Source organism: Dyadobacter sp. CY327 (assembly GCF_021390415.1).
In the GTDB taxonomy this organism is placed as follows: domain Bacteria; phylum Bacteroidota; class Bacteroidia; order Cytophagales; family Spirosomataceae; genus Dyadobacter; species Dyadobacter chenhuakuii.
Genome location: NZ_JAJUXJ010000004.1, coordinates 125,866 through 150,721 on the forward strand (window position 1 = coordinate 125,866; position 24,856 = coordinate 150,721).

General features: G+C 44.9%; 20 protein-coding genes. 11 read left to right on the top strand and 9 right to left on the bottom strand.

Annotation, left to right across the window (positions count from 1 at the left end):
• Positions 1-76: 76 nt before the first annotated feature.
• Positions 77-1,003, top strand: a complete 927-nt coding sequence (locus LZG74_RS12135) for an alpha/beta fold hydrolase (protein ID WP_233796850.1) — start codon at positions 77-79, stop codon at positions 1,001-1,003.
• A 134-nt stretch (positions 1,004-1,137) separates the two neighbouring features.
• On the opposite strand, the gene LZG74_RS12140 is transcribed toward LZG74_RS12135, so the two are convergent.
• The gene (locus tag LZG74_RS12140) at positions 1,138-1,509 is read right to left on the bottom strand and encodes a helix-turn-helix domain-containing protein (protein WP_304488684.1); all 372 of its coding nucleotides are present in this window, start codon (positions 1,507-1,509) and stop codon (positions 1,138-1,140) included.
• Positions 1,510-1,606: 97 nt separating this feature from the next.
• On the opposite strand from LZG74_RS12140, the gene LZG74_RS12145 reads away from it, so the two are divergent.
• Positions 1,607-2,347 (top strand): SDR family NAD(P)-dependent oxidoreductase, encoded by a 741-nt coding sequence (locus tag LZG74_RS12145; RefSeq protein WP_233796851.1) that lies wholly within the window; start codon positions 1,607-1,609, stop codon positions 2,345-2,347.
• A 37-nt stretch (positions 2,348-2,384) separates the two neighbouring features.
• On the opposite strand, the gene LZG74_RS26540 is transcribed toward LZG74_RS12145, so the two are convergent.
• Both LZG74_RS26540 and LZG74_RS12150 read right to left on the bottom strand, forming a co-directional pair.
• On the bottom strand, positions 2,385-2,798 hold the full coding sequence (locus tag LZG74_RS26540; RefSeq protein ID WP_409014472.1) for a nitrilase-related carbon-nitrogen hydrolase: 414 nt from the start codon (positions 2,796-2,798) through the stop codon (positions 2,385-2,387).
• Positions 2,799-2,818: 20 nt separating this feature from the next.
• On the bottom strand, positions 2,819-3,181 hold the full coding sequence (locus LZG74_RS12150; RefSeq protein WP_233796852.1) for a helix-turn-helix domain-containing protein: 363 nt from the start codon (positions 3,179-3,181) through the stop codon (positions 2,819-2,821).
• A gap of 95 nt (positions 3,182-3,276) precedes the next feature.
• Between LZG74_RS12150 and LZG74_RS12155 the strand changes: the two genes are divergently transcribed.
• The 3 genes from LZG74_RS12155 (at position 3,277) to LZG74_RS12165 (ending at position 6,838) form a co-directional block, all read left to right on the top strand.
• The gene (locus LZG74_RS12155) at positions 3,277-3,807 is read left to right on the top strand and encodes an NAD(P)H-dependent oxidoreductase (RefSeq protein ID WP_233796853.1); all 531 of its coding nucleotides are present in this window, start codon (positions 3,277-3,279) and stop codon (positions 3,805-3,807) included.
• Between the two features lie 60 nt (positions 3,808-3,867).
• A complete protein-coding gene (locus tag LZG74_RS12160) occupies positions 3,868-4,905 on the top strand; it encodes a hypothetical protein (RefSeq protein ID WP_233796854.1) in 1,038 nt (345 codons plus the stop codon).
• 331 nt (positions 4,906-5,236) lie between these two features.
• Positions 5,237-6,838 carry a gliding motility-associated C-terminal domain-containing protein gene (locus LZG74_RS12165; RefSeq protein ID WP_233796855.1) on the top strand — a complete coding sequence of 534 codons (1,602 nt, stop codon included), beginning with the start codon at positions 5,237-5,239 and terminating at the stop codon, positions 6,836-6,838.
• A gap of 52 nt (positions 6,839-6,890) precedes the next feature.
• Here LZG74_RS12165 and LZG74_RS12170 read toward each other — a convergent pair whose 3' ends face one another.
• Together LZG74_RS12170 and LZG74_RS12175 are read right to left on the bottom strand one after the other, a co-directional pair.
• On the bottom strand, positions 6,891-9,380 hold the full coding sequence (locus tag LZG74_RS12170) for a bifunctional YncE family protein/alkaline phosphatase family protein (protein WP_233796856.1): 2,490 nt from the start codon (positions 9,378-9,380) through the stop codon (positions 6,891-6,893).
• Between the two features lie 31 nt (positions 9,381-9,411).
• Positions 9,412-11,421: a TonB-dependent siderophore receptor gene (locus tag LZG74_RS12175; RefSeq protein ID WP_233796857.1), complete on the bottom strand. Its 2,010-nt coding sequence runs from the start codon at positions 11,419-11,421 to the stop codon at positions 9,412-9,414.
• A 266-nt stretch (positions 11,422-11,687) separates the two neighbouring features.
• Here LZG74_RS12175 and LZG74_RS12180 point away from each other — a divergent pair, with 266 nt between their 5' ends.
• Genes LZG74_RS12180 through LZG74_RS12190 form a run of 3 tightly spaced genes read left to right on the top strand, consistent with a single transcriptional unit; the run spans position 11,688 to position 15,543 of the window.
• The gene (locus tag LZG74_RS12180; protein ID WP_026631545.1) at positions 11,688-12,026 is read left to right on the top strand and encodes a PadR family transcriptional regulator; all 339 of its coding nucleotides are present in this window, start codon (positions 11,688-11,690) and stop codon (positions 12,024-12,026) included.
• A gap of 16 nt (positions 12,027-12,042) precedes the next feature.
• Entirely contained in the window at positions 12,043-14,661 is a 2,619-nt protein-coding gene (locus LZG74_RS12185; protein WP_233796858.1) for an ABC transporter permease, read from the top strand.
• Positions 14,662-14,673: 12 nt separating this feature from the next.
• The gene (locus tag LZG74_RS12190) at positions 14,674-15,543 is read left to right on the top strand and encodes a carboxypeptidase-like regulatory domain-containing protein (protein WP_233796859.1); all 870 of its coding nucleotides are present in this window, start codon (positions 14,674-14,676) and stop codon (positions 15,541-15,543) included.
• 46 nt (positions 15,544-15,589) lie between these two features.
• On the opposite strand, the gene LZG74_RS12195 is transcribed toward LZG74_RS12190, so the two are convergent.
• Entirely contained in the window at positions 15,590-16,738 is a 1,149-nt protein-coding gene (locus LZG74_RS12195) for a hypothetical protein (RefSeq protein WP_233796860.1), read from the bottom strand.
• A 117-nt stretch (positions 16,739-16,855) separates the two neighbouring features.
• Here LZG74_RS12195 and LZG74_RS12200 point away from each other — a divergent pair, with 117 nt between their 5' ends.
• Entirely contained in the window at positions 16,856-18,148 is a 1,293-nt protein-coding gene (locus LZG74_RS12200) for a hypothetical protein (RefSeq protein WP_233796861.1), read from the top strand.
• Between the two features lie 16 nt (positions 18,149-18,164).
• On the opposite strand, the gene LZG74_RS12205 is transcribed toward LZG74_RS12200, so the two are convergent.
• Positions 18,165-18,584 carry a BLUF domain-containing protein gene (locus LZG74_RS12205; protein WP_233796862.1) on the bottom strand — a complete coding sequence of 140 codons (420 nt, stop codon included), beginning with the start codon at positions 18,582-18,584 and terminating at the stop codon, positions 18,165-18,167.
• A 141-nt stretch (positions 18,585-18,725) separates the two neighbouring features.
• Positions 18,726-19,292 (bottom strand): hypothetical protein, encoded by a 567-nt coding sequence (locus tag LZG74_RS12210; protein WP_233796863.1) that lies wholly within the window; start codon positions 19,290-19,292, stop codon positions 18,726-18,728.
• A 237-nt stretch (positions 19,293-19,529) separates the two neighbouring features.
• On the opposite strand from LZG74_RS12210, the gene LZG74_RS12215 reads away from it, so the two are divergent.
• Positions 19,530-20,174, top strand: a complete 645-nt coding sequence (locus LZG74_RS12215) for a hypothetical protein (RefSeq protein WP_233796864.1) — start codon at positions 19,530-19,532, stop codon at positions 20,172-20,174.
• A 163-nt stretch (positions 20,175-20,337) separates the two neighbouring features.
• Positions 20,338-22,728: an FtsX-like permease family protein gene (locus LZG74_RS12220; protein ID WP_233796865.1), complete on the top strand. Its 2,391-nt coding sequence runs from the start codon at positions 20,338-20,340 to the stop codon at positions 22,726-22,728.
• Positions 22,729-23,087: 359 nt separating this feature from the next.
• Here the strand turns inward: LZG74_RS12220 and LZG74_RS12225 are convergent, their stop codons facing one another.
• Complete coding sequence (locus LZG74_RS12225) at positions 23,088-24,404, bottom strand: DUF4270 family protein (RefSeq protein WP_233796866.1); 1,317 nt, start codon at positions 24,402-24,404, stop codon at positions 23,088-23,090.
• Positions 24,405-24,856: the final 452 nt, after the last annotated feature.

Below are 24,856 nucleotides of genomic sequence, written 5' to 3' on the forward strand. Positions count from 1 at the left end.
AATCTACCAAATGATAGATTCGGCGCATCCCTGACGCTTTACCTTTGAGCATTGAAAATCAAAACCTACTTGCTCAATGGAAAACACAGTGATCTCTCCAAATCAATATACAGAAGAAGAATTAATAAAGCACTTTCCTGGCTTTACCCATCAGCATGCAAACGTGAATGGCGTAGAGCTCCATTATGTCGATGGCGGCAGCGGAACGCCTTTGATTTGTTTGCCAGGTTGGCCACAGACCTGGTTCTCCTACCATCCGCTTGCCCAATCACTTGCTGAAAACTTCCGCGTCATTATCGTGGATATCAGAGGGATGGGCAGCTCAGAAAAACCTGCTGCCGGATATGACAAAAAGAACATGGCAACAGATATCCTCGAACTTGTAAAGCAACTTGGACTTACCAAAGTACATTTGATGGGTCATGATATCGGTGGAATGGTAGCGATGAGTTTTGCATTCAATTATCCAGATTTCGTCGACAAGCTGATTGTTCTGGATGGCTCTCACCCCAGTGAGGGCATGTTGCAAATGCCGCTGATTCCGCCAGCAGGAACATTTACAGAAAAGATGGATACCAATACGCCCTATGCCTGGTGGATGGGTTTTAACCAGATTAAAGCATTACCGGAAAAGATCCTGGAAGGACGCTTTCAATATTTGCTTGACTGGCTTTTCGAATACGTAATGATCGATGCCAGCAAAATGGGCACGCTCGACCGCGCTGTCTATGCTTCCGCATACAACGAGGCGGCAAGTATCCGGGCGTCCAATGCCTGGTACCAGTCATTTACCCAAGATATAGAAGACGCTAAACATTATAATCCCCTTGAAATGCCCGTTTTGGGGATCGGCAGCAATGTGAGCTACAACTACATGAAAATGGGTTTGCCTTACGTAGCCACGAATGTAAAAGTCGAAGGCATATTGGATAGCGGACACTATATGTTCGAAGAACAACCAAAAAAAGTCATTGAACTGGTGAACGGCTTTTTAGCATTCTAACCTCTTATTTCTATTTAACAGAAATGGCCTGCCACCCACGGCTTCCCATAGGCCTATTACTAATTAAAAATTATTATCTATAAACGCCAGCGACCCGCTCTAAAAGGGGCGTGAGCTTGTCACGCCCGCATCGTCTAATCATTTTGCATATGAGCAGCTACCTGCTCGCGGTGCATGTTACCCCAGTCGGACATGGAGGCAAGGACCGGCCTTAGGGTTTCGCCAAGTGCTGTAAGTCTATACTCGACGCGCGGTGGCACTTCCGGATATACCTGACGCTCTACAATGCCGTCATTTTCTAATTCCCGCAATTGTGCTACCAGCATCCGCTCGGAGATGCCTTCAATATCGCGGTTAAGCTCACCATAACGCATAGTCTTGTTGGAAAGTCTGCATAGGATCGCAGGTTTCCACCTACCCCCGATTAGGCCTAAGGCATAGGCCATACCGCAGCTATCAATAATTCGCTTTTCATTAAAAGCATTCGTAGAGTTCTCTTTTCTCATTTCTTACGTTTTTGTAAGTACCTAACAAATTTATAAGTACCATACAAATGTAAGGTATTTAGTAGAAATTTGATGCGTTAATTAATTACTGAATCAAATGAAAAAGTTAGAGAATAAAATAGCGCTGGTAACTGGTGGCAGCCGTGGTATCGGAGCAGCAATCAGCAAAAAATTAGCCCGCGAAGGTGCAACAGTCCTGTTCACCTTTTCGCATGCAACTGAGAAGGCCCAAGCAGTGGTGGCTGAAATCAAGGAAGCAGGCGGAAATGCAGTAGCGATTCAGGCAGATAGTTCCGACAGCCAACAGATCACCGATACAGTAAATGCCGCCATCGCAAAGTTTGGTCATATTGATATACTTGTGAGCAATGCAGGCATCTATATTGGAAAGGCATTCGAAGACCATACGCTTGAGGACTATGAGCGCATTATGTCCATCAATGTGCGTGCCGTCTACCTGGCTGCGCATGCGGTAGCAAAACAAATGTCAGCCGGTGGTCGCATTATCACCATCGGGAGCAATTTGGCAGATAATTCATTGAGCTCGCAGACAACTTTGTATACAATGAGCAAGTCAGCCTTACAGGGCTTCACCCGTGGTTTAGCGCGTGATCTGGGGCCAAAAGGCATTACGGTAAATTTGGTACAGCCCGGACCCATTGATACCGATATGAACCCCTCCAATACGGAACATGCTGAGTTTTTAAGGGGCAGGATGGCTATTCCCAAATATGGAACCGGCGAGGATATTGCAGGTTTGGTGTCTTTTTTGGCAAGTGAAGAAGGAAATTTTATTACAGGCTCCGCGCTGACCATTGACGGCGGTTTTAACGCCTGACCGGATTTCTGTGCTGTTGTCATTTAATGGGGCCGTCTCAAATCAAATTTGGGACGGCTCTATGCTTATGATACTTGCCAGCCAGCTCACCGTCCTTACTCCAACTAGCGGAAAAGCCAGCACTTTGGAAGTTATCCTGATACCCCACACTGTTGGCCATTAACACTGTAATTCCAAAATCACCGGCTATCTGAGCTAGCCGTTTGTACGCACGTACCACTCCTTTGGCACTTTTTGCAACGCTAGCAATGTAGATATCAGCACCATTTTGAATAACATTACAGGCATGTTCTGGTACAAAAACTTCATAACAGATTGCGAAAGAGATTGTTCTCTCCTTCCACCTTATCAAGACCGGCTTTCTACCCGGTATGAAATAAGGCTCTTCGTCAGCATGAAGATATTGTTTGGAGTAAACCTGTCTAGGCTGATTAGGAATAAAGACTAACAAGCTAATTAGGATACCCTGGATTATTGACTAGTTAATTTTTTATGACGATCCCCCCAATTTTCCAACTCTTTGATGACAGGTTTTAAGTCGTATCCTATTTGAGTTAATTCATATTCGACGCGGGGTGGCACTTCTGCATATACGGTTCTTTTGACTATCATATTTTCTTCAAGCTTACGGAGTTGTAATGTCAACATACGTTCGGTAATGTTTGGCAACTTCTTTTTCAGTTCCCCAAACCGAAGCTTACCGCTCAATAACCAGGAGCAGATGACCAGTGTCCACTGTCCGCCAATAACAGTTGAAGCATAAGCCTCCGGGCATTCGTCACTTAATGCACTCTTGTTGGAGAAATTGGTCGATGTCTGCTTAATCTTACTCATTACTTACATTTTTTATAGTACCTAACAATCGGTGGGTAATATACGACTTCGATGTAGTGCATGCTACCTTTGTGTAGATTATTATTGATACTACTATGAAGACTTTAATCATTATTACGCACCCTAACATAGGCGAGTCTACCATAAATAAAAGGTGGATGGAGGAGCTGCTAAAATTTCCAGAAGAGTACACTGTTCACCAGTTGTACGATGCATATCCAGACGAAAAGATAGATGTCCAGGCTGAGCAGCGCCTAGTTGAGCAATACGATAAGATTGTATTCCAATTTCCCTACTACTGGTTTAATATTCCATCATTGTTAAAAAAATGGTTCGACCAGGTTATGACACACGGCTGGGCGTATGGTAGTAAAAGTGGATACTGCATGAAAGGAAAAAAAATAGCACTGGCCATATCGTTGGGAGTTGAAAAGGAGGAGTTGAGTAACGCAGGGATATACAAATATCCGCTCAACGAACTCACAAGGCCATTCGAGCTAAGTTTTGAATATGTCAAAGCGGAATACCAACCGGCATTCGCTTTTTACGGTATGGAATTCAACGTTTCTGATAGCCACATCGAATTGGGTGTAAGATCATATATGAAATACTTGTCAGAATTTTAATAGCGATGCTATTGATACTAAAGTGAAGTAATTGAATTGTACTGATTTTTAAAAAATAACATGGAATTAAAAAGAAAACGGATCTTGATTATAGGCGGTTACGGAATGGTAGGTAGCAACATAGCCCGGTTGATCAGACGTGCAGATACCAGCATAGAATTGGTTCTCTCCGGCAGAAACCCTCAAAACGGTGAACAGCTGGCCGCTGAATTAAAGAACGCAAAAACAGCCTATGTTAATTTGGAGGAAGGACTTGATTTAAGCAAACTCGGTAACATTAATCTTATCATAACAGCGATGCAAGACCGGAGCAATATTTCAAGGGAGACTGCCATTTCGAATGGTATCGCTTGTATTACCGTCAGTGAATTAGCTGATCAAATCGCTCCGATAACATTTTTAAGTCTGCATAAACCGATTGTTGCCCCGATCGTCTTTGCTGGCCATTGGCAAGCAGGATTATTGACGCTTGCTGTTAAACACCTGGCCACCAAATTTAATTATATCACAAGTATTGAAATGGCAGGATTGTATGACACGAAGGACCAGGTAGGGCCGGAGGTTGCAAATGATGTCAACGGTTTTATAGGTCAGGCGCTAATCCGGCAAGATGGAGAGTGGCTATCCGTGCCCGCAAAAGATAACCCAAGAGAGATCTGCTTATACAATCGGTCTCTGGCCAAAGCTTATCCATTGAGTACGCTGGATGTCCCAAGTATTGCCGCTTTTACAAATGCTGCCAACATTCGATTTGATTTTGCTACGGGTGAATCCATAGGCAGCAGTAGAGGTTTAGAAGCCTCGCATGATCTGTATATCGATATGGAGGGTTTGTTGTTATCCGGAGAAAAGAAAAAGCTTCGAATGATTGTGTCTGGCAAAAAAGGAAACGCTCGAATGACCGCGGTGGGTGTCTATTTAATAACAGAACGGATATTGGGCTTTAATGGGAAAAACGCAACAATAGCCGGAGGCCTCTATCTTCCGGAAACAATCGTTCCGGTAGCTGATCTTATAAATCGTTTAAAGGATTTCGATATAGAATTCATTGACATTAATGCCTTTGGAAGTTTGATTCACTTTGAATCGCGCACCTAAACTGTACTTCCCAACGGCTCAAAATATAGTTCAAATGTAATTGATATAGCCGTTTCAGGCAAAGATGTGTACTGTGTTACTAATGTAGTGTATAACGGCAATACTAACGCCGCATGAATCTGGAAAAATGGTGTATCAGTAAAAACTACTAATGGTCGTACAAGCGCATTGGCTAGTTCAATATTTGTCAAAAACCCATAACTATGCTAAAATGTCCCTCACCAACGATAGGTGGCAAGATCACAAGTTTATTTTTATTTGATAAGTAAGCTAGCAGGAGCTTGCACTTGAGTAATTGCTTTCTCATATCGATTCGTCCATAAATTGAAATATGCAGACGAGAATAAAAAACTGCAGGCGGATGTTGGCAGATTTTCCGGCTTCTTTACTGTTGATGGTGGCTCTGTCCTTCAGCAATGATGTTTTTGCTTCCGGTTCAGAAGCAGCGTTGTTATCTTTTGAAGGTATTATGGTCGCCCCAGGTTCTGATTCAATCGTTTTACAAACACCAGATACGTATTGCCGTGATACTGATCCAATAATATTAACGGTCACTGGTGAGAATATTACATGGTATGCGGATGCAGCCCTAACAACTAAGCTTGCGCAGGGGAACACCTATTATTCTTCTCCGTTAAACGTCACCACAACCTATTATTTAACTCAAAATGTCAATGGACTTGAATCTCCGCCACAGGCAATCACTATTGAAATTGTTGAGTTTTTTTTGACCGATGTCACGACAACACCTGCCAGCTGTGGAAAAAACGATGGAACGATGATCATTAATGCCAGGGGAGGTTCCGTCAGCCACCCACTGCAATACAAGCTGAATGATGGAGATTTACAGCTTTCCCCCGTTTTTACTAGTCTTTCACCAGGTACCTATAAACTGTCAGTTTACGCAGCTAATTGTTGGGGCTCAATCGACATTAAAGTGGATCAACGACCAACGCCGGTCATTTCATTAGTTGATTCAATACTGCCTCATTGTGGTAACTCGAATGGCTCACTACGCATTGTCGCCTATGGTGGCTCTGGCCTATTAAGCTACTCCATAGATGGTATTAATTTCAAAACTGATAATTTGTTTGAAAATCTGAACGGAGGGGCATACACCGTTTTTGTTAAAGACGATAGCCTATGCGTCGCTTCCCGGCAGGTTTTCCTGAAAAATAGTGTAAAGCTCAAAATGAATACCATTGAAGTAATGCCAACAAGCTGTGGAAAATCCAATGGTCAGATAAGAGTTGCCGCAGCGGAAGGAAATGGAGCAGTAATGTATTCTCTAACGGGTCATTCCGATCAGTCACAAAACTCATTTGACAATTTGGAAGCAGGTAGCTATCAGCTATCAGCCAAGGACGAAGACGGCTGCAATGACACGCAAGTTGTGATAGTCGAAGGAAGCGAAGGGCCTGTGATTACGCGTATTGACACACAGATGCCAACTTGCAACTTGCCAGATGGTCAGGTGACTATTTCCACCGGTGGCATAGGTAATTATTATTATAGTCTTGATGGGCGGGCTTACCAGCGAGATTCTTCGTTTGCTGGACTTTTGGCAGGGACTTACTTGATAGCTGTAAAAGATGATTCAAACTGTATCGCTGAGCAAAGTATTGACCTGGGCGAGCCCTGCCGTCAGCTGTTTTACTTACCTACTTCGTTCACGCCAAACAATGACGGCATCAATGATGGCTGGGCTATTTTCTTTCCCGATGTCAGTCTGCAAATAGAGCAGCTAACCGTTTATAACCGCTGGGGTAATGCTATTTTTTCTAGCAAGCCAGGAACTGTACAAAGCGGAACAATTCTTTGGGACGGAATTTATAAAGGGGGCAGTGCAAATGGTGTATTCACTTATCGATTGCTGATGAAGATGCCCTCAGGTCAAAGCCGCGTTTCTAATGGCGCAGTCATAGCGCTATAAGATATTGCCATCTTCCAATCAGCCTAGCCGAAAACTTTTGGTTTTTAGTGAATTAATCCTGATCAAATTCCTCTTCGTCTTCTTCACCCCCTCTTTCCAGTCTAACGAATGCACCCCGACGCGGAGCAGGCATGATGCTGTTTTCGCCGCGTACTGTCTGCCATACTATTTCGCTAAAAACCAGGTCATCAATCGCGTCGGGAATCGAGAGATCAAACTGGTCTGTTTTTCGGGAGTTTTTGTTAACCGCGACATTTTTCTGATCCAGATCCACCCCAGCTTCTTTTGAAGTGAATGTGCCCGGATTAACCTTGTTATCAAAACACCTCCACATCGGTGTGGCCGCCGCATCGTACTGGCTCATGGGCTTGATCCCCAAAATCAACTCCATTGTACGCAGCATTCCGGAAGTCGAATACATCGTGTGGTCTACAAAACCTCTTTTGACAAAACCGCCAGCCACAAATGCAATGGAACGGTGTGCATCCACGTGATCGGGTCCATTCTGAGCATCATCTTCGAGGATGAATACAACTGATTCATTCCAAACCTTACTCTTGGAAAGGTGCTCAACAAAACGCCCAACTGCCAGGTCATTATCAGCCACAGCAGCAAACGGCGTGGGCTTTCCTACACTGGCACCCGATGTATGATCATTACCAAACCTTAATGTATTCAATCTTGGGAGTTTGCCTGCGGCAAGTAATTCATCAAAATCCTTTTCCCATGCAGCTTCCCGGTCAATATCCTTATAGCCCAGATTATAACCTTTGAAAGTCGGGCAATAATGTCCTTCAAGTGTTTTGATATTGGCTTTCCCCTCGTCTGCAAACCAGCCGTAGCTGCGGAATGTTAGCCCGGCACGCAAGGCATGGTCCCAGATAAATCCGTCCCTGGGATGCGCGATTTCTTTCTGGCCCTCGTAATCATACGTGCCACCGCGACCTCCATAGCTGGTTACCCAGTTTTTCTCCACATAGTCATTGGCATACGCAGCCGATGACCAGTTATGCCCGTCGGCACTCACCTCTGCATCGACGTAAAAGTTATCGAGTAACACAAACTGACGGGCCAATGCGTGCTGGTTCGGTGTGATCTTTTCAGGAAACAAACAAAGGGAAGCGTCGCCATTTCCTTCCTTCATATCGCCCAGGACCTGGTCGTATGTACGATTTTCCTTGATAATGTAAAACACATATTTAATCGGCGATTTATCACCCACTTTCATCGGGATCGGATTACCAGCCTCCCCTTCCGCATTCAGCTCCTTATTTTTGGTATAAGGCGTGTTGGCATATACCACACGCGAGTAGGCTGAAAGCGTTTGTGCCGAGGGTGCATCTATGATGGATAATGTACCTTTAAACAATCCTCCGATGTACTGCTCTCTGCCCGTGTATGCCTGCGGATTTGGCCCTACTTGTTGTGGAACTTTTGATAAATTCGGGTTTGGACCTTTTGGATTTGCCTTAGAGGAAAATCCTTTTCCATTAGTAACAAATATCTTTGAGCCAATTGTTTTTACAGCCGTCGGATACCAGCCAGTCGGGATAAATCCGATGGAACGGCTGCGACCTTTGGTTTCTACATCAAAAACTGCCAGGCAATTATTATCAGCATTGGCAATGTATAAGGTTTTCTCATCATCACTCAGTGCAAGCCCATTAGGCGTCGTACCCACAGGCGCATCCGGAAAAAGAGAAGTCGTTAATGTTTCCGACACTTGTCTTTTGGCCAGATCAATGAGCGCCACGGTGTTATCATTGCCGTTTGCCGCATATAAAAACTTGCCATCTCTGGTCAATAGCAGGTCGTTGGGATTTTTGTTGGTCGCAATTTCCGCTGCAATCTGCTGTGTTTCTGTGTTTACGATCACCACCCGCGAGCCGCCCCAAAGCGAAACATAAAGCTCTTTTTTATCATTAGAAAGCAAACAGGTGTAAGCCGCAGCACCTAAGTTTAGCTTACCAATGGTTTTTTTGGTCTGAGAATCACAAACATAAAGCGCGCTGTCTTCTTTTGTCACCACATAAATCCGCTTTTGAGCGTCGTCGACTGCTATTCCGGTAGGAGATATTTTGACGGGCCAGGGTTTGCCCAGCACAATCGGCTCAGCAGCAACAAGTTTCTGGTCTTCTATTTTGTATACCAAAATCTTATTGTCGTTTCCGCCCGAGGCATATATCATTTTCTCATCCTGACTGAATGCCAGACCAAGGTATGATTTGGCCACAATGGCAGTGTCCAGCACTTTCTCGGAAGCCGCATCAATCAATGTAATGCTTTGGGTGCTCTGCCCGTTGTTAGTGACAGCCAGGTATTTTTTTGAAGGGGAAACAACCAGGTTTAAAGGCAAGTCGTCCAGGTCCAGGCTACGGCCTACCGGTGTGAGTGACCAGCCATTGGGCAAGTCGATGCGTTTGGCCGAAAGTTGCTTATACAAGGCTAATTCCTCGGATTGACCGCCTGCATTCCTTTTACAGCCGTAGCAGATGATGCCCGCCAGCATCAGGTAAATTGCAAATTTCAGATTTTTTGTCATGGTGAGTTAGCAGAATTTTGAACTATATTTTTTAAAATTTTCCGGTCAAAGTAAGCCACAGACTGCGGCCGACGCCATTGATCCCTGAGCCGTGTGTACGGTAATCTTCATTGCTAATATTCTGTACAACAGCGTTTAATGCAAAATGTTTGGTCTCGTATCCCGTCATAAAGTTCACTATTAACCATCCCGGCGTGCCTCCTTTTGGGATGCGGTTATCTGCTGCGTCTCCCGCTGCCAATCTGGTTTGTTTCCCGGCAAACCATGCCTCCGGACGGGCAAACCATCCCTTATTGCGGTACTCCAGTCCAAACCTTCCGCTTAGTGGCGGAATGCGACGGACCGGCTCCTTTTTAGTTACATTTTCACCGAAATTATAAGCAGCTGAGCCGTATACTTTCCAATCATTTTCAAAGACATATTCTGCCTCAAACTCCCCGCCCCTGATGTATGCACGCTCCACGTTTTCCTTTCTATACACATCAATGCCATCTATTTTCTGACCATCAACTTTCACGCGGGCAATCAGGCTGCGCAGATTGTTTTGAAATAATCCGGCACACAATGCAAGCCCGCCAGAATGGTATTTGTAACCCGCCTCAAAATTGTAGGACGTTTCGGGTTTAAGATCGTATGCAGGTAACTCGTAGCGGAAATCCACGATTCCCAGCGTTCCCATATCATCAATATTCGGTGCCCTGAAACCAGAGTGGAAGGACGTGTAAAAATTGGAATTTTCGCCAGGCAGATAAGAGATAGAAGCATTTCCGACAAGTGCCTGCGGCTTGACAGAAACGCTACCAAGCGCTTCGTCTTCAACTTTTATATTAAAACCATTAAAGCGCCCGCCAAACGAAAACCGCCAGTCATCCAGCTTTACCTGATGAAGTGAATAAACGGCATAATTCAGGTATTTGCTATCATCAGGATAGAGCCCGCGGCTGGCTAGTGGCGCGGCATTTGCTATTTGATCGGTCTTACTGCTCCTGACAACATCATTATAGATTTCTATTCCGGAACTGGCGTTCCAGAAAGGAGTGATCTCAGAGATTACATTAAAGATCAGTCCGGTGGTTTGCACTTTATCAGTCTCTGTTCGCAAACTGTTACTGCCATTTTTTCGGCTGAGCCGACCTTCATTAGTCGATTGGAAAGAACCGGTCAGTGATAATTCGGATGCCCATTTACTGGATGTATTGCCTTTTAATTTAACATAGCTTAAAGACCGTCTTTGCGGATCAAATTCATTCAAGGCAAAGTTTTCGAGCTTGTAACGGTAGTATAGCGGAACGTGCTTTTGAGAAACCGATTGATGTGCCAGGGTCAGCGTCCACGAATCAGTGAATTTCAAAAGCAGTTTCGCATCAAAAGCCCGGTCTTTGTAGCCACTCGGCGTTTGTTTGCCGGTAGTATCTCCACCTATCAGATCTCCAAAATTACGGATGCTGATGCCGCCCGAGAATGCAGCACGCAAGCCCGAGAGCTCGACCCCTGCCCGTAATGTCTTTTCCATATTACCCGTCGCGTAGCGCGCTACTGCTTTGCCATGGACAGATATCTTTTCGGAAAATGCAGGAGTCGCAGTCAATAATTGAAGGGTGCCACCTAATGCATCCGAGCCGTAAGCTACCGAACCACCTCCGCGTAAAACCTCCATTTTATCAATACTAAAAGGATCAATGGTATTCAGGTACTGGTTGGGGCCATAGCGAAATGTGCTGTTGTTCAGCCGGATTCCGTCTATTAAGATGAGCGTCTGATTTCCGGTTAATCCGCGTAAAAAAGGCGATCCCGCTCCGTGCGTGGTTTTTTGCACAAAAACGCCGGTGGTCCCCATCAGGGCTTCCGGCGTTGTACGGGGCTGATATGTCTGAAAACTTTTAGAAGAAAAAACGGAGATAGAGCCAGCCGTTTGAAATGTTTTTTCATTGGCCCGGCTGGCCGTAATGTTAACCTGACTTAATAATTCGGTCCGAAGCGAATCATTCTTCTGTCCGCAAGCGGGAATACTTAAAAGAATAAGACCGTAGATTATTTTCATAGACGTGATGTGTCGATATTGAATTCACATCAAATCTAGGCGTTCTCTGCTGGTTAAATTCAATTGATAAATTAAGGAATCATTAAGTCAATCCTGTAAGTGTTAGACCATGAGCCTTTGCATATGTCCATCGATGAACGACAACCTGTCCGTTTTTGAACAATATTCAAGCCATCAAATCTGATAACTTCCAGTAAATGGGCACATTATTATCTAGGCACGGGATTTGATTTAACTTATTGTATATAATCAGGACGCCGACTTTTATGAAGAAAACAATCCTGGGAGAATTGGAAGAACTGGTGCTCCTTGTGGTAGCCGCAAGCACCGAGCAAATGTATGGGGTTCCTGTGATGGAACAACTTCAATTGCATGCGGGCCGCAGCTTTACCATCGGTGCTGTTCATACAACATTGTATAGACTCGAGGAAAAGGGTTTCCTATCCTCTTCTGTCGGAGGCGCTACAACGGACCGGGGCGGAAGACGAAAGCGCTTTTTTGCGCTGACGGCGGCTGGCGCCACTGTACTCGCTGAAATCCGGACAATGCGAGAAAATCTTTGGCAAGCCATTCCGGAAGGAAAGTTTAAGTTATTAGGCCAGTAACATAGCTCATCACAACGTGACCCGAAAGCCTCAAAATCAGCAACCGAAAGCCCAACCTCCCCGCTGGGCCGACAAGCTTCTCGAATGGTTCATAGCACCGCACCTGCTAGAATTCGTGCAGGGCGACTTGCATGAAGTTTTCTATAAACAAGTGGAAACCAACGGACTGTCCCGCGCTCGCCAGGGTTACATATCGGCCGTATTGCACTGTCTGACACCGTTCTTTTACAAGCGTAAAGCAACTTCGAAATACCCAAATCCATCCCTAACCGACATGCTTCAATCCTATTTTACCACCGCCCGGCGCAATCTTGCCAAGAATAAAATGTACACAGCCATCAATGTCTTTGGGCTCGCCCTGGGTATGGCCTGCGCGCTCATGATTGGTTTGTGGGTTCAAGATGAGCTTAGTTATAATCGCTTCATTACAGATGCGGAAAACGTCTTTTTTGTGCGGACCAACTCGACCAACCGAAATACGGGAGAAATCGGCACGGGTGAAGTCACACCCGGACCATTACAGGATGCGCTTTCCAAAGACATACCCGAAGTTGCCGCAGCCACAAAGGTCAATGCCTGGGCGGAGCTGCTGGTTAAGGTCGGAGAAAAAAGTGCCAAGGAGAAAGGATATTATGCGACGGACGACTTTTTTGGCGTATTCGAATTGCCTGTTTTGAAAGGCAACCCCCGCATGGCGCTTGCGCAAACCAACCAGATTGTCATTACAGAAAAAATGGCTGATAAATATTTTCCCAATACAGAGGCACTTGGAAAATCACTGCAGCTTAATAATGAGAAATTCTATGTCGTCGGTGCTGTGTTAAAGGATTTGCCAGACAATTCGACTTTGAAGTTTGGCTGGGTGGTCAACTGGAAGGAGCAGGAACAGCCCTGGCAAAAAACGTGGGGTAACAGCTCTTTTTTAACCTACGTCCGGCTGCGGCAAAATACGACCCAGGCCCAGGCCGAACAGAGCATGAAAGGTATTTACAAGCACTATACGGATAAGGATAACACTACGGTGCCAATTCTTCAACCGATAACGGACGTTTATTTGTATGGTGAATACAAAATGGGCAAGCCAGTCGGTGGGCGGATCGAATATGTCCGGGTGTTTTCTGTCGTTGCAGCGTTTCTTTTGCTTATTGCCTGCATTAATTTTATGAATCTTGCCACAGCACGTTCTGCTACACGGGCCAAAGAGGTAGGTGTGCGAAAAGTAGTTGGCGCATTACGTTCCTCGCTGATCGGGCAATTTTTAAGTGAATCTGTTCTCACCAGTGTGCTGGCCGTTGTCCTGGCGCTGGCTGGCGTGTGGCTCGCATTGCCTGGTTTCAACCAGTTGTTTGGAAAGCAATTGGCCCTAAACCTTGCCAGTCCGGCAATTTGGGCCGGGATTATAGCATTAACAATGCTGACCGGGCTTTTGGCAGGAAGCTATCCGGCGTTGTTTTTGTCAGCATTAAGGCCGATTGCGATTCTGAAAGGCAAAATACAGTTTGGCAATGGTCCGGCACTCTTCCGAAAAATACTGGTTACATTCCAATTTTCCTTATCCGTTTTTTTGATTGTCGGCATGCTTGCCGTCAGTAAGCAAATGCAGTATTTACGGACCAAAAATCTGGGTCTGGATCGTAATAACGTTATTTACCTGACCCTGGAAGGCAATTTTGCCAAGCCCGAAAAGATGGAAGCTTTCAGGCAGGAAGTAATCAGGCAACCAGCCGTAGCATCGGCGACGGCGACCGCTATGCTCCCAGTCAACATCCAGGCAACATCGGGCGATTTATCCTGGCCGGGAAAAGATCCGAGCCTGGAAACCAATGTGACAGCGATGACGGTTGGAGCTGATTTTGTCAAAACCATGAACATTAAGCTCGTCGACGGCAGGGACTTTCGTGCTGGCAGCGCCGCGGATTCATCTGCCTACCTGATCAACGAGGCAACGGCCCGGCTGATGGGCGAAAAAAATCCTGTTGGCAAGGAGATCAAATTCTGGAAAGGCACCGGGCGTGTGATCGGGCTTATGAAGGACTTCCATATGATCTCGCTGCACCAGGCTATCACCCCGCTCGTACTGACTTATATTCCTGAGAATTCGGGTTATTTATTAGTAAAAACGCAGACGGGGAAAACAGAGCAAGCCCTTGCAGAGCTTAAAAATATAGCTAAGCGGTTCAATCCAGATTATCCTTTCGACTATCATTTCCTGGATGATGAGTATGAGAATCTTTACCGGAGTGAGCAACAGGTCAATACGCTTGTCAATTATTTTGGTGTGCTTGCCATCCTGATTTCGTGCCTGGGGCTATTTGGACTCGCAGCATTTACTGCCGAGCAGCGGACGAAGGAAATTGGCGTACGAAAAGTGCTCGGAGCAAGTTCGGCAAATATTGTCGGTCTTCTTTCTTCTGACTTTCTGAAACTTATCCTAATCGCATTAATTCTTGCCTCTCCGCTGGCATGGTGGGCTCTCAGCAGCTGGCTGGGCACATTTGCATACCATACAAGTTTAAGTTGGTGGATTTTCGCCATATCCGGCGTGGTAACAACGTCCATTGCACTACTCACTGTCAGCTCTCAGGCGATCAAAGCTGCCTGGTTGAATCCTGTTTCTGCTTTAAGAACCGAGTGATATTTAACTGATATGACCACCAACAAATTAATTGTGTTATCTTTTTTGATAAGTCTGCCCATCACCGTAGCAGGCCAATCTTTTAAGGGAACGGTAAGTGATGCTGTCAATGCAAAACCGCTGCCTTATGCCAGCATAGGGGTGAAAGGAAAAAGCATCGGGGGAATAGCAGATGCAGATGGGCGCTTTGACATTGCCATAAACAAGGCAGCACCAACAGATACTCTCATTGTGAGTTATCTGGGATATGCATCTGTAAAATTTATAAAACGAGAAATTTCGCAATCAGCCTATCAAATTAAACTCAGCCCGGGCGCCCTGCAACTCCACGAAGTGATTGCACAAGGCAAACGGGAAATAATCCCGATCGGCAATCAGAAAGCAAGCGGGCAATACACGGGCTGGGGTGATTATAAGAGTTCCCGAGGACGTCTAAGGGGTGTTGCTATTGAGACCAACGAGCTACCGTTGAAGCTGGCCAAGTTTAAGATGCACATGGATGCGTGTGAATTTGACAGTGTCCGCTTTCGCTTGCATATTCTGCCTTTGGCCGGGGGCTACTCAGGCAATTTAAAGGCGGAATTAATTAATGAAAACATATTCTTTAATGTCAACAAAGGCCAGAAATGGGTCAGTGTCGATTTAGCTCCTTATAATCTTGTCATTGATGAGAGCATAGTCGTCGCCGTTGAATGGCTGGACGCATGGGTAAAAGAAGAAGAAAGGGATGAAAGTTATAAACTGACTATCTCGCTATCCAAAAAGGAAGGTTATATGTTTATCCGAAATACGCCCCAAGAGCCTTTTCTGCCAACAAAGTCCAAATTCAGTCCTACAATGTATTTTGAAACCTATAAACCGGGTAATGGAGGCGTAGAGTAAGTAATTAGAAAAAAACTGACGTATCAATACTTCTTCTTCACTATCACTAATTTTCCTTCGGCGCTATGAAGGCGTTGACAGCCGTGATGCCTTCCAGACTTTCCAGCCTGGCCATAAGGCCCCAGCCATAAAAATCGTTGGCTATGCCAATTAAAAGGTGATTTTCGCCTTCTTTGAGTTTGAGTTGCGTACTGCCATTTCGGATGGATATGCGTCCGTCTGGATACTTTTTCATGTTCTGAGGGAAGATATTCTTGTCCGTATAAGTAATCTGGTCGTTGAGATAAAGCCAGATTTCGTCACTAAATCCCAGTTGCAAATTCGTCTTTACGGGTTCGTGTGTTGTAATGGTAGCTTTCAGCCAAACGATTCTTCTTTGATCACTTCCGCCGAATTGCCTCGTAAGATTTATAAGTCCATACCGCTCCGCCTGCATTTTGGTGACAAACGATTCATTCTTTGGTATATCCTGCTGCCGGGTAGGTTCGGTCCCTTTCGCAAGATAAGCCGGCTGACTCACAGTCCAGCTTCTTATATAATTGGCTTCATGTTCAGTAATATCTGCCGCCTCATTTGCATCCAACCCTTCCGTTTCCCCTGGCCTGACAATAAGGTTTCGAATATAGGAATCCCCTTCGAAAGCAATGCTGCCCTCACAGATGCGTCCTTCCAATTTAGGAATATTCAATGCCCTTTGATTGTTGACAAATACGCGCATTTGCAGACCCGAAATAATGAGTTTGATGTGATTCCATTCGCCCGCTTTTGCCGGCGCAGGCGCTTGATACTGCGGATACATATCCCACATATTTACGCTATTTAAATATGGGCAGTATTGAATTGCTTCATTGGCAAATGGGTTGGATACCTTTGGAACCCGCAAATAGACAACCTCCTGTTCTTTTTGATTTTTCCTATGAAAATACACCGATGCAGCAAACTCTGTTTTGGCCGGATTAACGTCAAATTCAATCACACCGCTCTGAAAAACCACATTTTTTAGCACGACCTGCCCGGATCCTGATGCTATTTTCATTACAGGTTTTTTCTCGTATTGGGCAAATTCTACCTTCCCGGCTGAAAATTCCCAATGCGCCGGATCAAGGGGTATAACATGGGGGAGTGCTTTCTTTTGTGCATAAAGCTGGCAGCACAATAAAAATAAAAAGACAAGCGAGGAAATTATTTTTTTCATGACTGATTAAGTTTTTTTGACAAATTTGCCTGAGTTGCTTAAATGTTTATGCGCTGAAACCCGATCAAGTTCAATCAAAAATATTCACAGACTTAAAATGCTGCTAATAAGGTAATTATGATCGATACAATTGGTGTTAAGTCGATACTTCGTTTGAAGGGTTTAATTGAAGAACAGCTTGGATGGGGGCAAACAGAACAGTGGCGAAGCTATGATTTTGAAAAACTTTCCGGAAAAATTCATCAAAAAACCGGTGTTGTACTGAGCATATCAACGCTGAAAAGGATTTTTGGTAAGGTCACCTATGAAAGCTCGCCCTCGGTAACTACGCTGAATACATTGTCTCAATTTGTGGGCTTCGAAGACTGGCGTGCGTTCTGCAATTCTGATAGGGACAATAATCAATCAGCAGAAGTCCCCAATGAAGATTCGAAGCATCAAAGAATCGAGATCAATCAAAAAAAGTCTCGTCTGCTTTTAAAAGTCGTTTTGATGCTGGCGGTATCTTTGCTTGGCGGCTTAGCCATTTTTTATATTTTTTCAAAAAAGAAGGCGGCAAATCAGTATTCATTTTCTTCGAAAACTATCCAGACCCAAGGATTGCCTAATTCTGTCATTTTTGATTATGACGCTTCTGCCGCCGGCGAAAATGATTCTGTCTTTATTGCGCAAAGCTGGGATGTCCGTCGGAAGGTGCCTGTCAGTCGTACAGATAAACATCATTCGGCTATCTACTATTATCCGGGATATTTCAAGGCTAAACTAATAGTTGGTAACCAGATTGTTAAAGAGCATGATATACAAATTAAGACAAATGGCTGGCTAGGCTTAATTGCGGCCGATTGGGGTAAAGAGCCGTTTTATTTTAAGCAAAATGAAATTATTGGAGCAGGGGAAATTTTTGTCAGTGAGGCATTGCTGCAAAAGTACAACATCCCAACCTTGCCAGAATTGCCATCGGTACGCCTCTTTAATCAAAAAGACATCCACGGAATCCTGACGGATTATTTCACTTATGAAACCGAATTAAAATCTGAACATGGCGGCGGCAGCAATAATAGCTGTCAGCGCGTGGAAGTTTTATTACATTCAAAAAATGGCATCCTGATTGTCCCGCTGGTTCATCCGGCTTGCGTGGGGGATATTTCGCTGGCTGCCTATGGATTTTACACCGATAGCCAAAACGATGATCTAAGCGGGTTTGGTTGTAATTTGAATGATTGGGTAAAACTAAAAGTGGTGTGCAACAATCGCAGGATCCAGTTTTTGGTAAACGGGCGGGAAGCATATAAAACCATAATAACCGACCCGGCAACCGAAATTGTTGGTGTTCAGTACCGTTTAAAAGGCCCTGCTGCCGTCAGAAATACGAGGCTGCAAGGGAAATCTGCAAATCAGGTGATCTTCTAAAAGGATCAGCCGCAATCTAATTCCGATGGTTGTTTTTAAAGAAGACTTGAAGTAATGAGAAAATCTTATTCTCACTTTTAACTTGGGTGTATGGGTCTTCAATAAAGGAAAGCTTATCTTTTAATTCATCCATATTACGGGATGCAGGCGTGCTATAGCCCATTGCCCAGTTATCGAATGATCTGACACTTACAGGTCCTTGAAAAAGCGGGATTACCTGATTATGGCGGTCGTCCCGCTTTATCTTTTCAAATAAGGAATGTATGGCATCTTTCTCTCCTTCCAAAACCTGTATAATGCTGCCATTACAGTAAATCAAAACCCCCGTAATATCAGCCTCAGCATTATTTATACGGCTTTTTTCTACAATATTTCCCATTTCTCTCTCATCCAGCAGGACCCTTGATGAGCTCAGATATACAATTGAATGCATCATTAAAATCATTTAAACCCTACGCTAAAACACTCGTCTTAACGTATATACTATCAGTTACATAACCAACCAATATATCACAAAAACGTGCCAAAGCCCCGTTTTGAGAGGGTATTAAACAAAATTTTTAAATATTCTTTTCCATCAGCAACCACCTTTACCAGCGGCACGTTTATAGATAATTTTACCATCCCGTTCTACATAATCGCCCGATATAATCGGATACAGATACTTGGGGGCGTGCGATACACTATGGCTTCGTATCTTTATTTTGTCGTTGACTTTCAGCGTGTGCAATTGCCGGGATTGATTAATAGCATTCAAAGAATTCTTCTTGGATGGTTGGGCGCCAAAACTAAGAATGTAATCTTCATCATTAATCCTGACCATCACCCCAAAACCCAATCGGGAGCCAGCGGGAAGAGAAAGAGCGGTTACGGTAGCCTTCATATCGGTAAAAGCATTGATATGTTTGCGTATGTTAGCTTCCCCCGCATACACTTTTCTGCCTTCGGGTGACACTTTCCATTTTTCGTATCTTATAGCATCCGGAGTAGACTCCCATTTTTTCAACGAAGCTTTCCTTTCTGCATCAGAGCGTGAACCTGCGGTTGATTTTTTGGCAGCTTCATTTTTGATTTCACGATTCGCAAATACCAGTCCGCTTACTACAACCAGGGGCAAAAGCAGCGCATAAATGATTTTTTTCATGTTTTTGACCTGTTTAATTTGAATAAATCTCTTCGGCAAAGCTAAATGGTTGTATTCCCGCCGCTGTTAAGGAGCTGTAAAAGAATGTAAACGATAAGTAAAATCAGCTTTAACAGAGTGTCGCTGATTTTAAGGACAATGGATTTTTATAAAAAACTAAAAAAAAGTGCAACGGTTTAGCCAGCTTCATTTGTCTGTATTGAAGGCGATGAAGCCATTCTATAAACTACTCATTCCATGAAGAAACTCTTATTCTCTGCATTGATCCTGTCGGGTGCATTTTTCATCGGTTCCTGCACCGACGAATCGGTTGAAAAAAAAGAAGTTGTGGCCGAAGAATTCGACAAAGAAAGGTTTTATAGTCAAATCAGAACGGTACCTTTTTACATATCCAAAGCTTACCGGGTTGTCGGCCAAGACACCATCAACGTGCTGGCAGACTCGCTCAAAGTTCTCTACCGCGATGCTGTTTATGTAACCTTCCAGGCAAGCGGTGGTTCTGGCGAGATAGGTTATGTACATTATTATGCCGGCTCGGCCTGGACGAATCCACCGTTCGCACCGCCCGCAAAGGCTTTTAGTACTGAAATGAAGTTTTCCAGGCCTACCAATATGACCTTCAATTGGGATGATACAAAAAAAACCGTTGTCGTCACCTCTTCGGGATCTGACAATGCGTTCCGCCTGGTGCCTCCCGGAAAAAGCGCATACCTGGATACCAGCCGTTTTCATTACAAATATGATTTTGAGGCCGCCAAAGCAGGAGCCGACCAGAGTATGACCTGGATTTATGATGACTACACCATCGTGATGAAACCCATGTATGTCTTTTACAAACATCCCGACGAGACCCTTTTTTCAAGAGGCATTGTCGTTTTTTAAGCGCACACCGATGTCCGAAATCGCACAGTCAATGCTATCAAATAGCCGCTCCAATCCGCTGTAAGGCATTTTTAGCCTCGTGGAATGAAAATTGGGCCGTAAAGGGAAAAGTAGCTTTACAGACCTGACAATAATTTAGCGGTATATGATGGTGCTCAACTATATGAAAATTGCCTGGCGTAATTTGCGCAAAAACCGCGCGTACGCATTCATTAACATCACTGGTTTAGCACTTGGCATAGGCTGTGCATTGCTGATATTCGCACTTGTCCGCTATCATTATCAGACCGATCGTCACCACCGCAATTACGAGCGGATCTACCAGTTTACATCACGTTTTACCTCCTCTACCAGCGAGTTCAACATTCAGGGCATTCCGTATCCGTTCGGCCAGGCAGCGCGAAGCGACTACCCTGAAATTGAACATATTGCCATGCTGGAAGAGTGGTATTCACCGCTGGTAAGCATATCCGTTGCAAAGCGGGCAGATAAGAAAATAAAGGATAAAAATCACAACGGCGCATTTGTTCAGCCTTCCTATTTCAGCATTTTTGATTACACCTGGTTAGCAGGCGGGCCCGACGCTCTCGCTGAGCCGGGCACTGTGGTTATCAGTGCTGAAATGGCCCGCAAATGCTTTGGTACCACCACAAACATTATAGGCCGAATCCTTCGACTGGATGCCCGGATCCCTGCGCGCGTGGTAGGCGTATTTGCAGATTACAAGGACAATACTGATCTGGATTATTCTATCCTGGCTGCCTGGGGATCTGTTAAAGAGCAGCTAGGCTCCCGGCCAGAAGATCAGCCTTTTGATAATACCAACGGCAGCACGCACTGTTACGCATTGTTTAACGACAATTTCACGGCAGCTGACTGGCAACGGCAATTACCCTCTTTCGTCAAAAAGTATAATCCAGCTAAAATCAAGGAGACCTCCTACCCGGCCATACCTTTCAGCACCATGCACTTATCGGCTGAGTATGGAGGCGTAAGCAAGGGATTATTGCTGTCTTTGACGTTGATTGCCGCACTGCTTATAGGAACTGCTAGTATCAATTTTGTTAATCTTGCCACTGCGCAGGCACTCAACCGTGCACGGGAAGTGGGCGTACGCAAAGTGTTGGGCAGCACAAAAGCACAGCTGTTCTGGCAATTTATAGGTGAAACCGCGCTCATTGTCTTTGCTGCCCTGGCGCTGGCCATCGGTATCTTTCAGTACGGACAGACGCTGGCCAGTACTTTCCTGAATGGCCCCTTCCGGTTTACATTTTACTTTTCTACCTCGGTATTGGGTTGGCTGGCCTTACTTGTTGTTGCGGTTATTTTGCTGGCAGGTTTATATCCGGCCCTGGTTTTGGCTGGTTTTCGCCCGGTTGTCGCCCTGGCAGGACGGCTCACCACGCAGCAGGCAGGCGGTTTCAATCTAAGGTGTGGTTTGGTGGTAGCGCAGTTTGCCATATCACAAATGCTCATTATCGGCTTGATAGTTGTAGGCAGTCAGCTCCGGTATGTTCAGAGAAAGGACCTGGGCTTTCGAAAAGAGGCCATTGTAACTGTAAGCCTGCCAAACCTTCCAGCGCAGGATCTGGTTAAAATGCGTGCGTTCCGTAACCTGGCAACAGCCATACCTGAGGTAGGCCAATTTAGCTACTCGATGGGCGGGCCTCCTCAGTCGGGCTGGAGCAGCGAAACCAGGGTTCGCCTTGATGGCCGCCCCAGCGAGGAGCCATACGGACCACAACAAGCCTGGATTGATGCCGACTATGTGGGCTTATATGGTTTAAAATTAATGGCTGGTCGTAATCTCCAGGCTTCGGACACAGCCCGAGAGGCCCTTATCAACGAGACATTCATGCAGCGGCTGGGATTCTCCCGACCCTCGGACGTTGTGGGCAAGGTCTTGCATAAGGCTGGCTTTGCTCCTTTGGAAATTGTAGGCGTTTTAAAAGATTATAACCAATCAGATCTCAAACAGCGCATTAAGCCCTTATTTCTGACCACTATGGCTACTGGGTTTTACTCGGCAAATATTCAACTTCGCTCTGCCAACTACGCTCATGTGCTGGCTCGATTAGAAAAGGCCTACAATCAGGTGTATACCGACAGCTTTTTCGAACCAGCATTTGTCGATGAACAGATTCAGGAATTTTACCAGCAAGAGCAGACCATGGGCAAGCTCATTAACTTTTTCACAGGCATCGCCTTGGTCATAGGTTGCATGGGCTTATATGGACTTGTCTTATTTATGGTCACTCAGCGCACGAAAGAAGTGGGCGTTCGCAAGGTACTGGGTGCCAGCGTCGGGAGTATCCTTTGGCTTTTCAGCTGGGAGTTTATTCAACTGATTGGCATTGCATTTGTCCTTGCAGCACCTGCCGGGTGGTGGGCAATGAATAGCTGGCTGAAAAATTTCGAATATAAGATATCGATTAATCCTTTTGTTTTTCTGTTAGCACTTTTAGCAACAGTTGTCGTTGCACTGATCACTGTAAGTTTTCAAAGTGTCAGAGCCGCCTTAATGAACCCAGTGAAGTCTTTACGAAGCGAATAGATTCTGTGGCATAAATTTTTAACAACCTGACATTGTACACCAAATACTATAAACCATGGGAATCAAGCCAGGACCTAAAAAAACTGCCCAGTCTACCGAAGAGCCCGATAAGCGTCAAAGGGATAACAAGGAGTCACCCGGCAACACGCCTTCATTGAAGCCACATAAACATAAAAAAGGCGATTAATTTTGCTGTAAGCACGCAGTGCATGCTGCTACACCAGCAGATCCATTGCTTTGATGATGCTTGAAACTGTTCTTTTCCGACATTTGATCGTGCCGGTAAACAAAACGGAGCTGCCCTATAAAGAGCAGCTCCGTTTTTTATTTTCATATTTTAAATCCTTACCTGATAAGCCTTACCGGGTGTTAACCGAAGTATAATAAAGCTGCAATTTGACGCCCTTGTTGCTCTGTCGCTGATTGCCGATTACCAGACGCTGGGCGCTTTTGGTAAATTCCGTATCGTAGGTGGGCTGCGCGGCCGTCTCGCTGGTATTGAATGGTGAAGTTCTGAAAATCAAACCAGTTGTATTTTCACCACCGGCGGCTAAAACACTTGAAATATAACCGCCTACATCAAAAAGGTAAAAAGCAGTGTTATTAAGCAGATCAACCTGATACTTGCCAAAGACGGGCGTTCCCGCCAAAGTCCTTGCCGGCTCGGGAAAGCCCGTGCTTCCTTGAAAGTATTCGTTGTTTTTGTCAACCAGATAGGCATACAATGTATCAGGCGCGCGGTAAAAATTTGTCACCGAGCCAGCCAGCGGCGTTACGTGTAAAAATGCCTTATTAACAACCGTATAAGGGTTAATTTTCAAATCCATAATGGTTGGGAAATCAACGCGCGTCATCACACCCAGGCCCGCCTGAACAAAGGACATATTACCCGATTGCTCAGATGGCAGGGAAATTCTTTTCGTATTAGGAAGCTTAACCAGCTGCGTTCCTTTCCGGTCGCTCAGAATCTGATTATAGCCAATGCCGGACTTGATGATAGTTGAATCCCGCTTTACGCCATCATCCTCTGTTAAATGATAATGCAGCTGAATGGATGTGTGATCATCAAACAATCTGAATCCGACAAGTGGACCATTGTCCGAGGCTCCCGGTACCAGTACGAGCCCCTTAACAAGGTCGATCCATTCGGTGTTGCTGGGCAGCTGATTGTTTTTACTCATCGAAAAAATCTGCTTTCCCAAAACATCAGAAAGCTTGATTCTGATTCTTCCGCTGGATCTTGGCGTGGGAACTACCTTTACTTTGCCCAGTGGCGTCGCCTCGTAAGGCGTCGCATCGGTGTTGTAATAAGCATTTTTGTCAAGCATGTTGGCCAGCAGCTTGTGAACGGCAATGTTCATGGCAATCGTAGTATCGCCGTACGTATAATTATCGTATCTCAGAGAAAGTACAAGCGAATCGTAAACAGCAAGTTCAGGAACTACAAGCGCCGTTTGAATGGTTGGCTGGAAAAATGGAGTAGCCTGAAATTTACCAAAATAAGGATCAATATTTCTTCCCAGCAAAAGTCTTCCCGGGCCTCCGGTAAATACCGAGTCTGTTCCAACCGAAGAAAGTGAAACCGATGCCGTATCTGAAAACACCACGGAAAAGTCATCAACATTAGGCTGGACGATCGCTTCAATCTGATCACCGGTAGGTTCACAACCAGACATTGAGGCTGTTACACCCAATATAATCAGTAATCTAAAAACCGTTGAAGATCTTTTAAGAAAATGCGAATTGAATTTCATTTAGTGCAAGAACAGTAAAAAGTGCAAAATTATCATATGTAATCTTAATTACAACATCATTAGGATAAATGCGCCAATTTAAAAGTGCATTCACATGTTGCAACAAAAAGGCAAAGCGTTACGTAAGGGTTAAAAATAGCAGCAATCAGCGCCTGCCATCAGCGTGAACTACGCTGCCGATTGTAGTTACGCACCTAGGCAGCAAACAGTGGCAAACCTGATGATAAACGTAAAACAGACCAGCCTATTTTAAACCAAACACAACAAAGCCTTATGACAACATTACGGATACTACAAACGTTGAATGCAACAGAGAGGGCCAAACTTTTAGACAAAAAGTAACATATAATTTTACTTAGCAGTATCAAGATGTT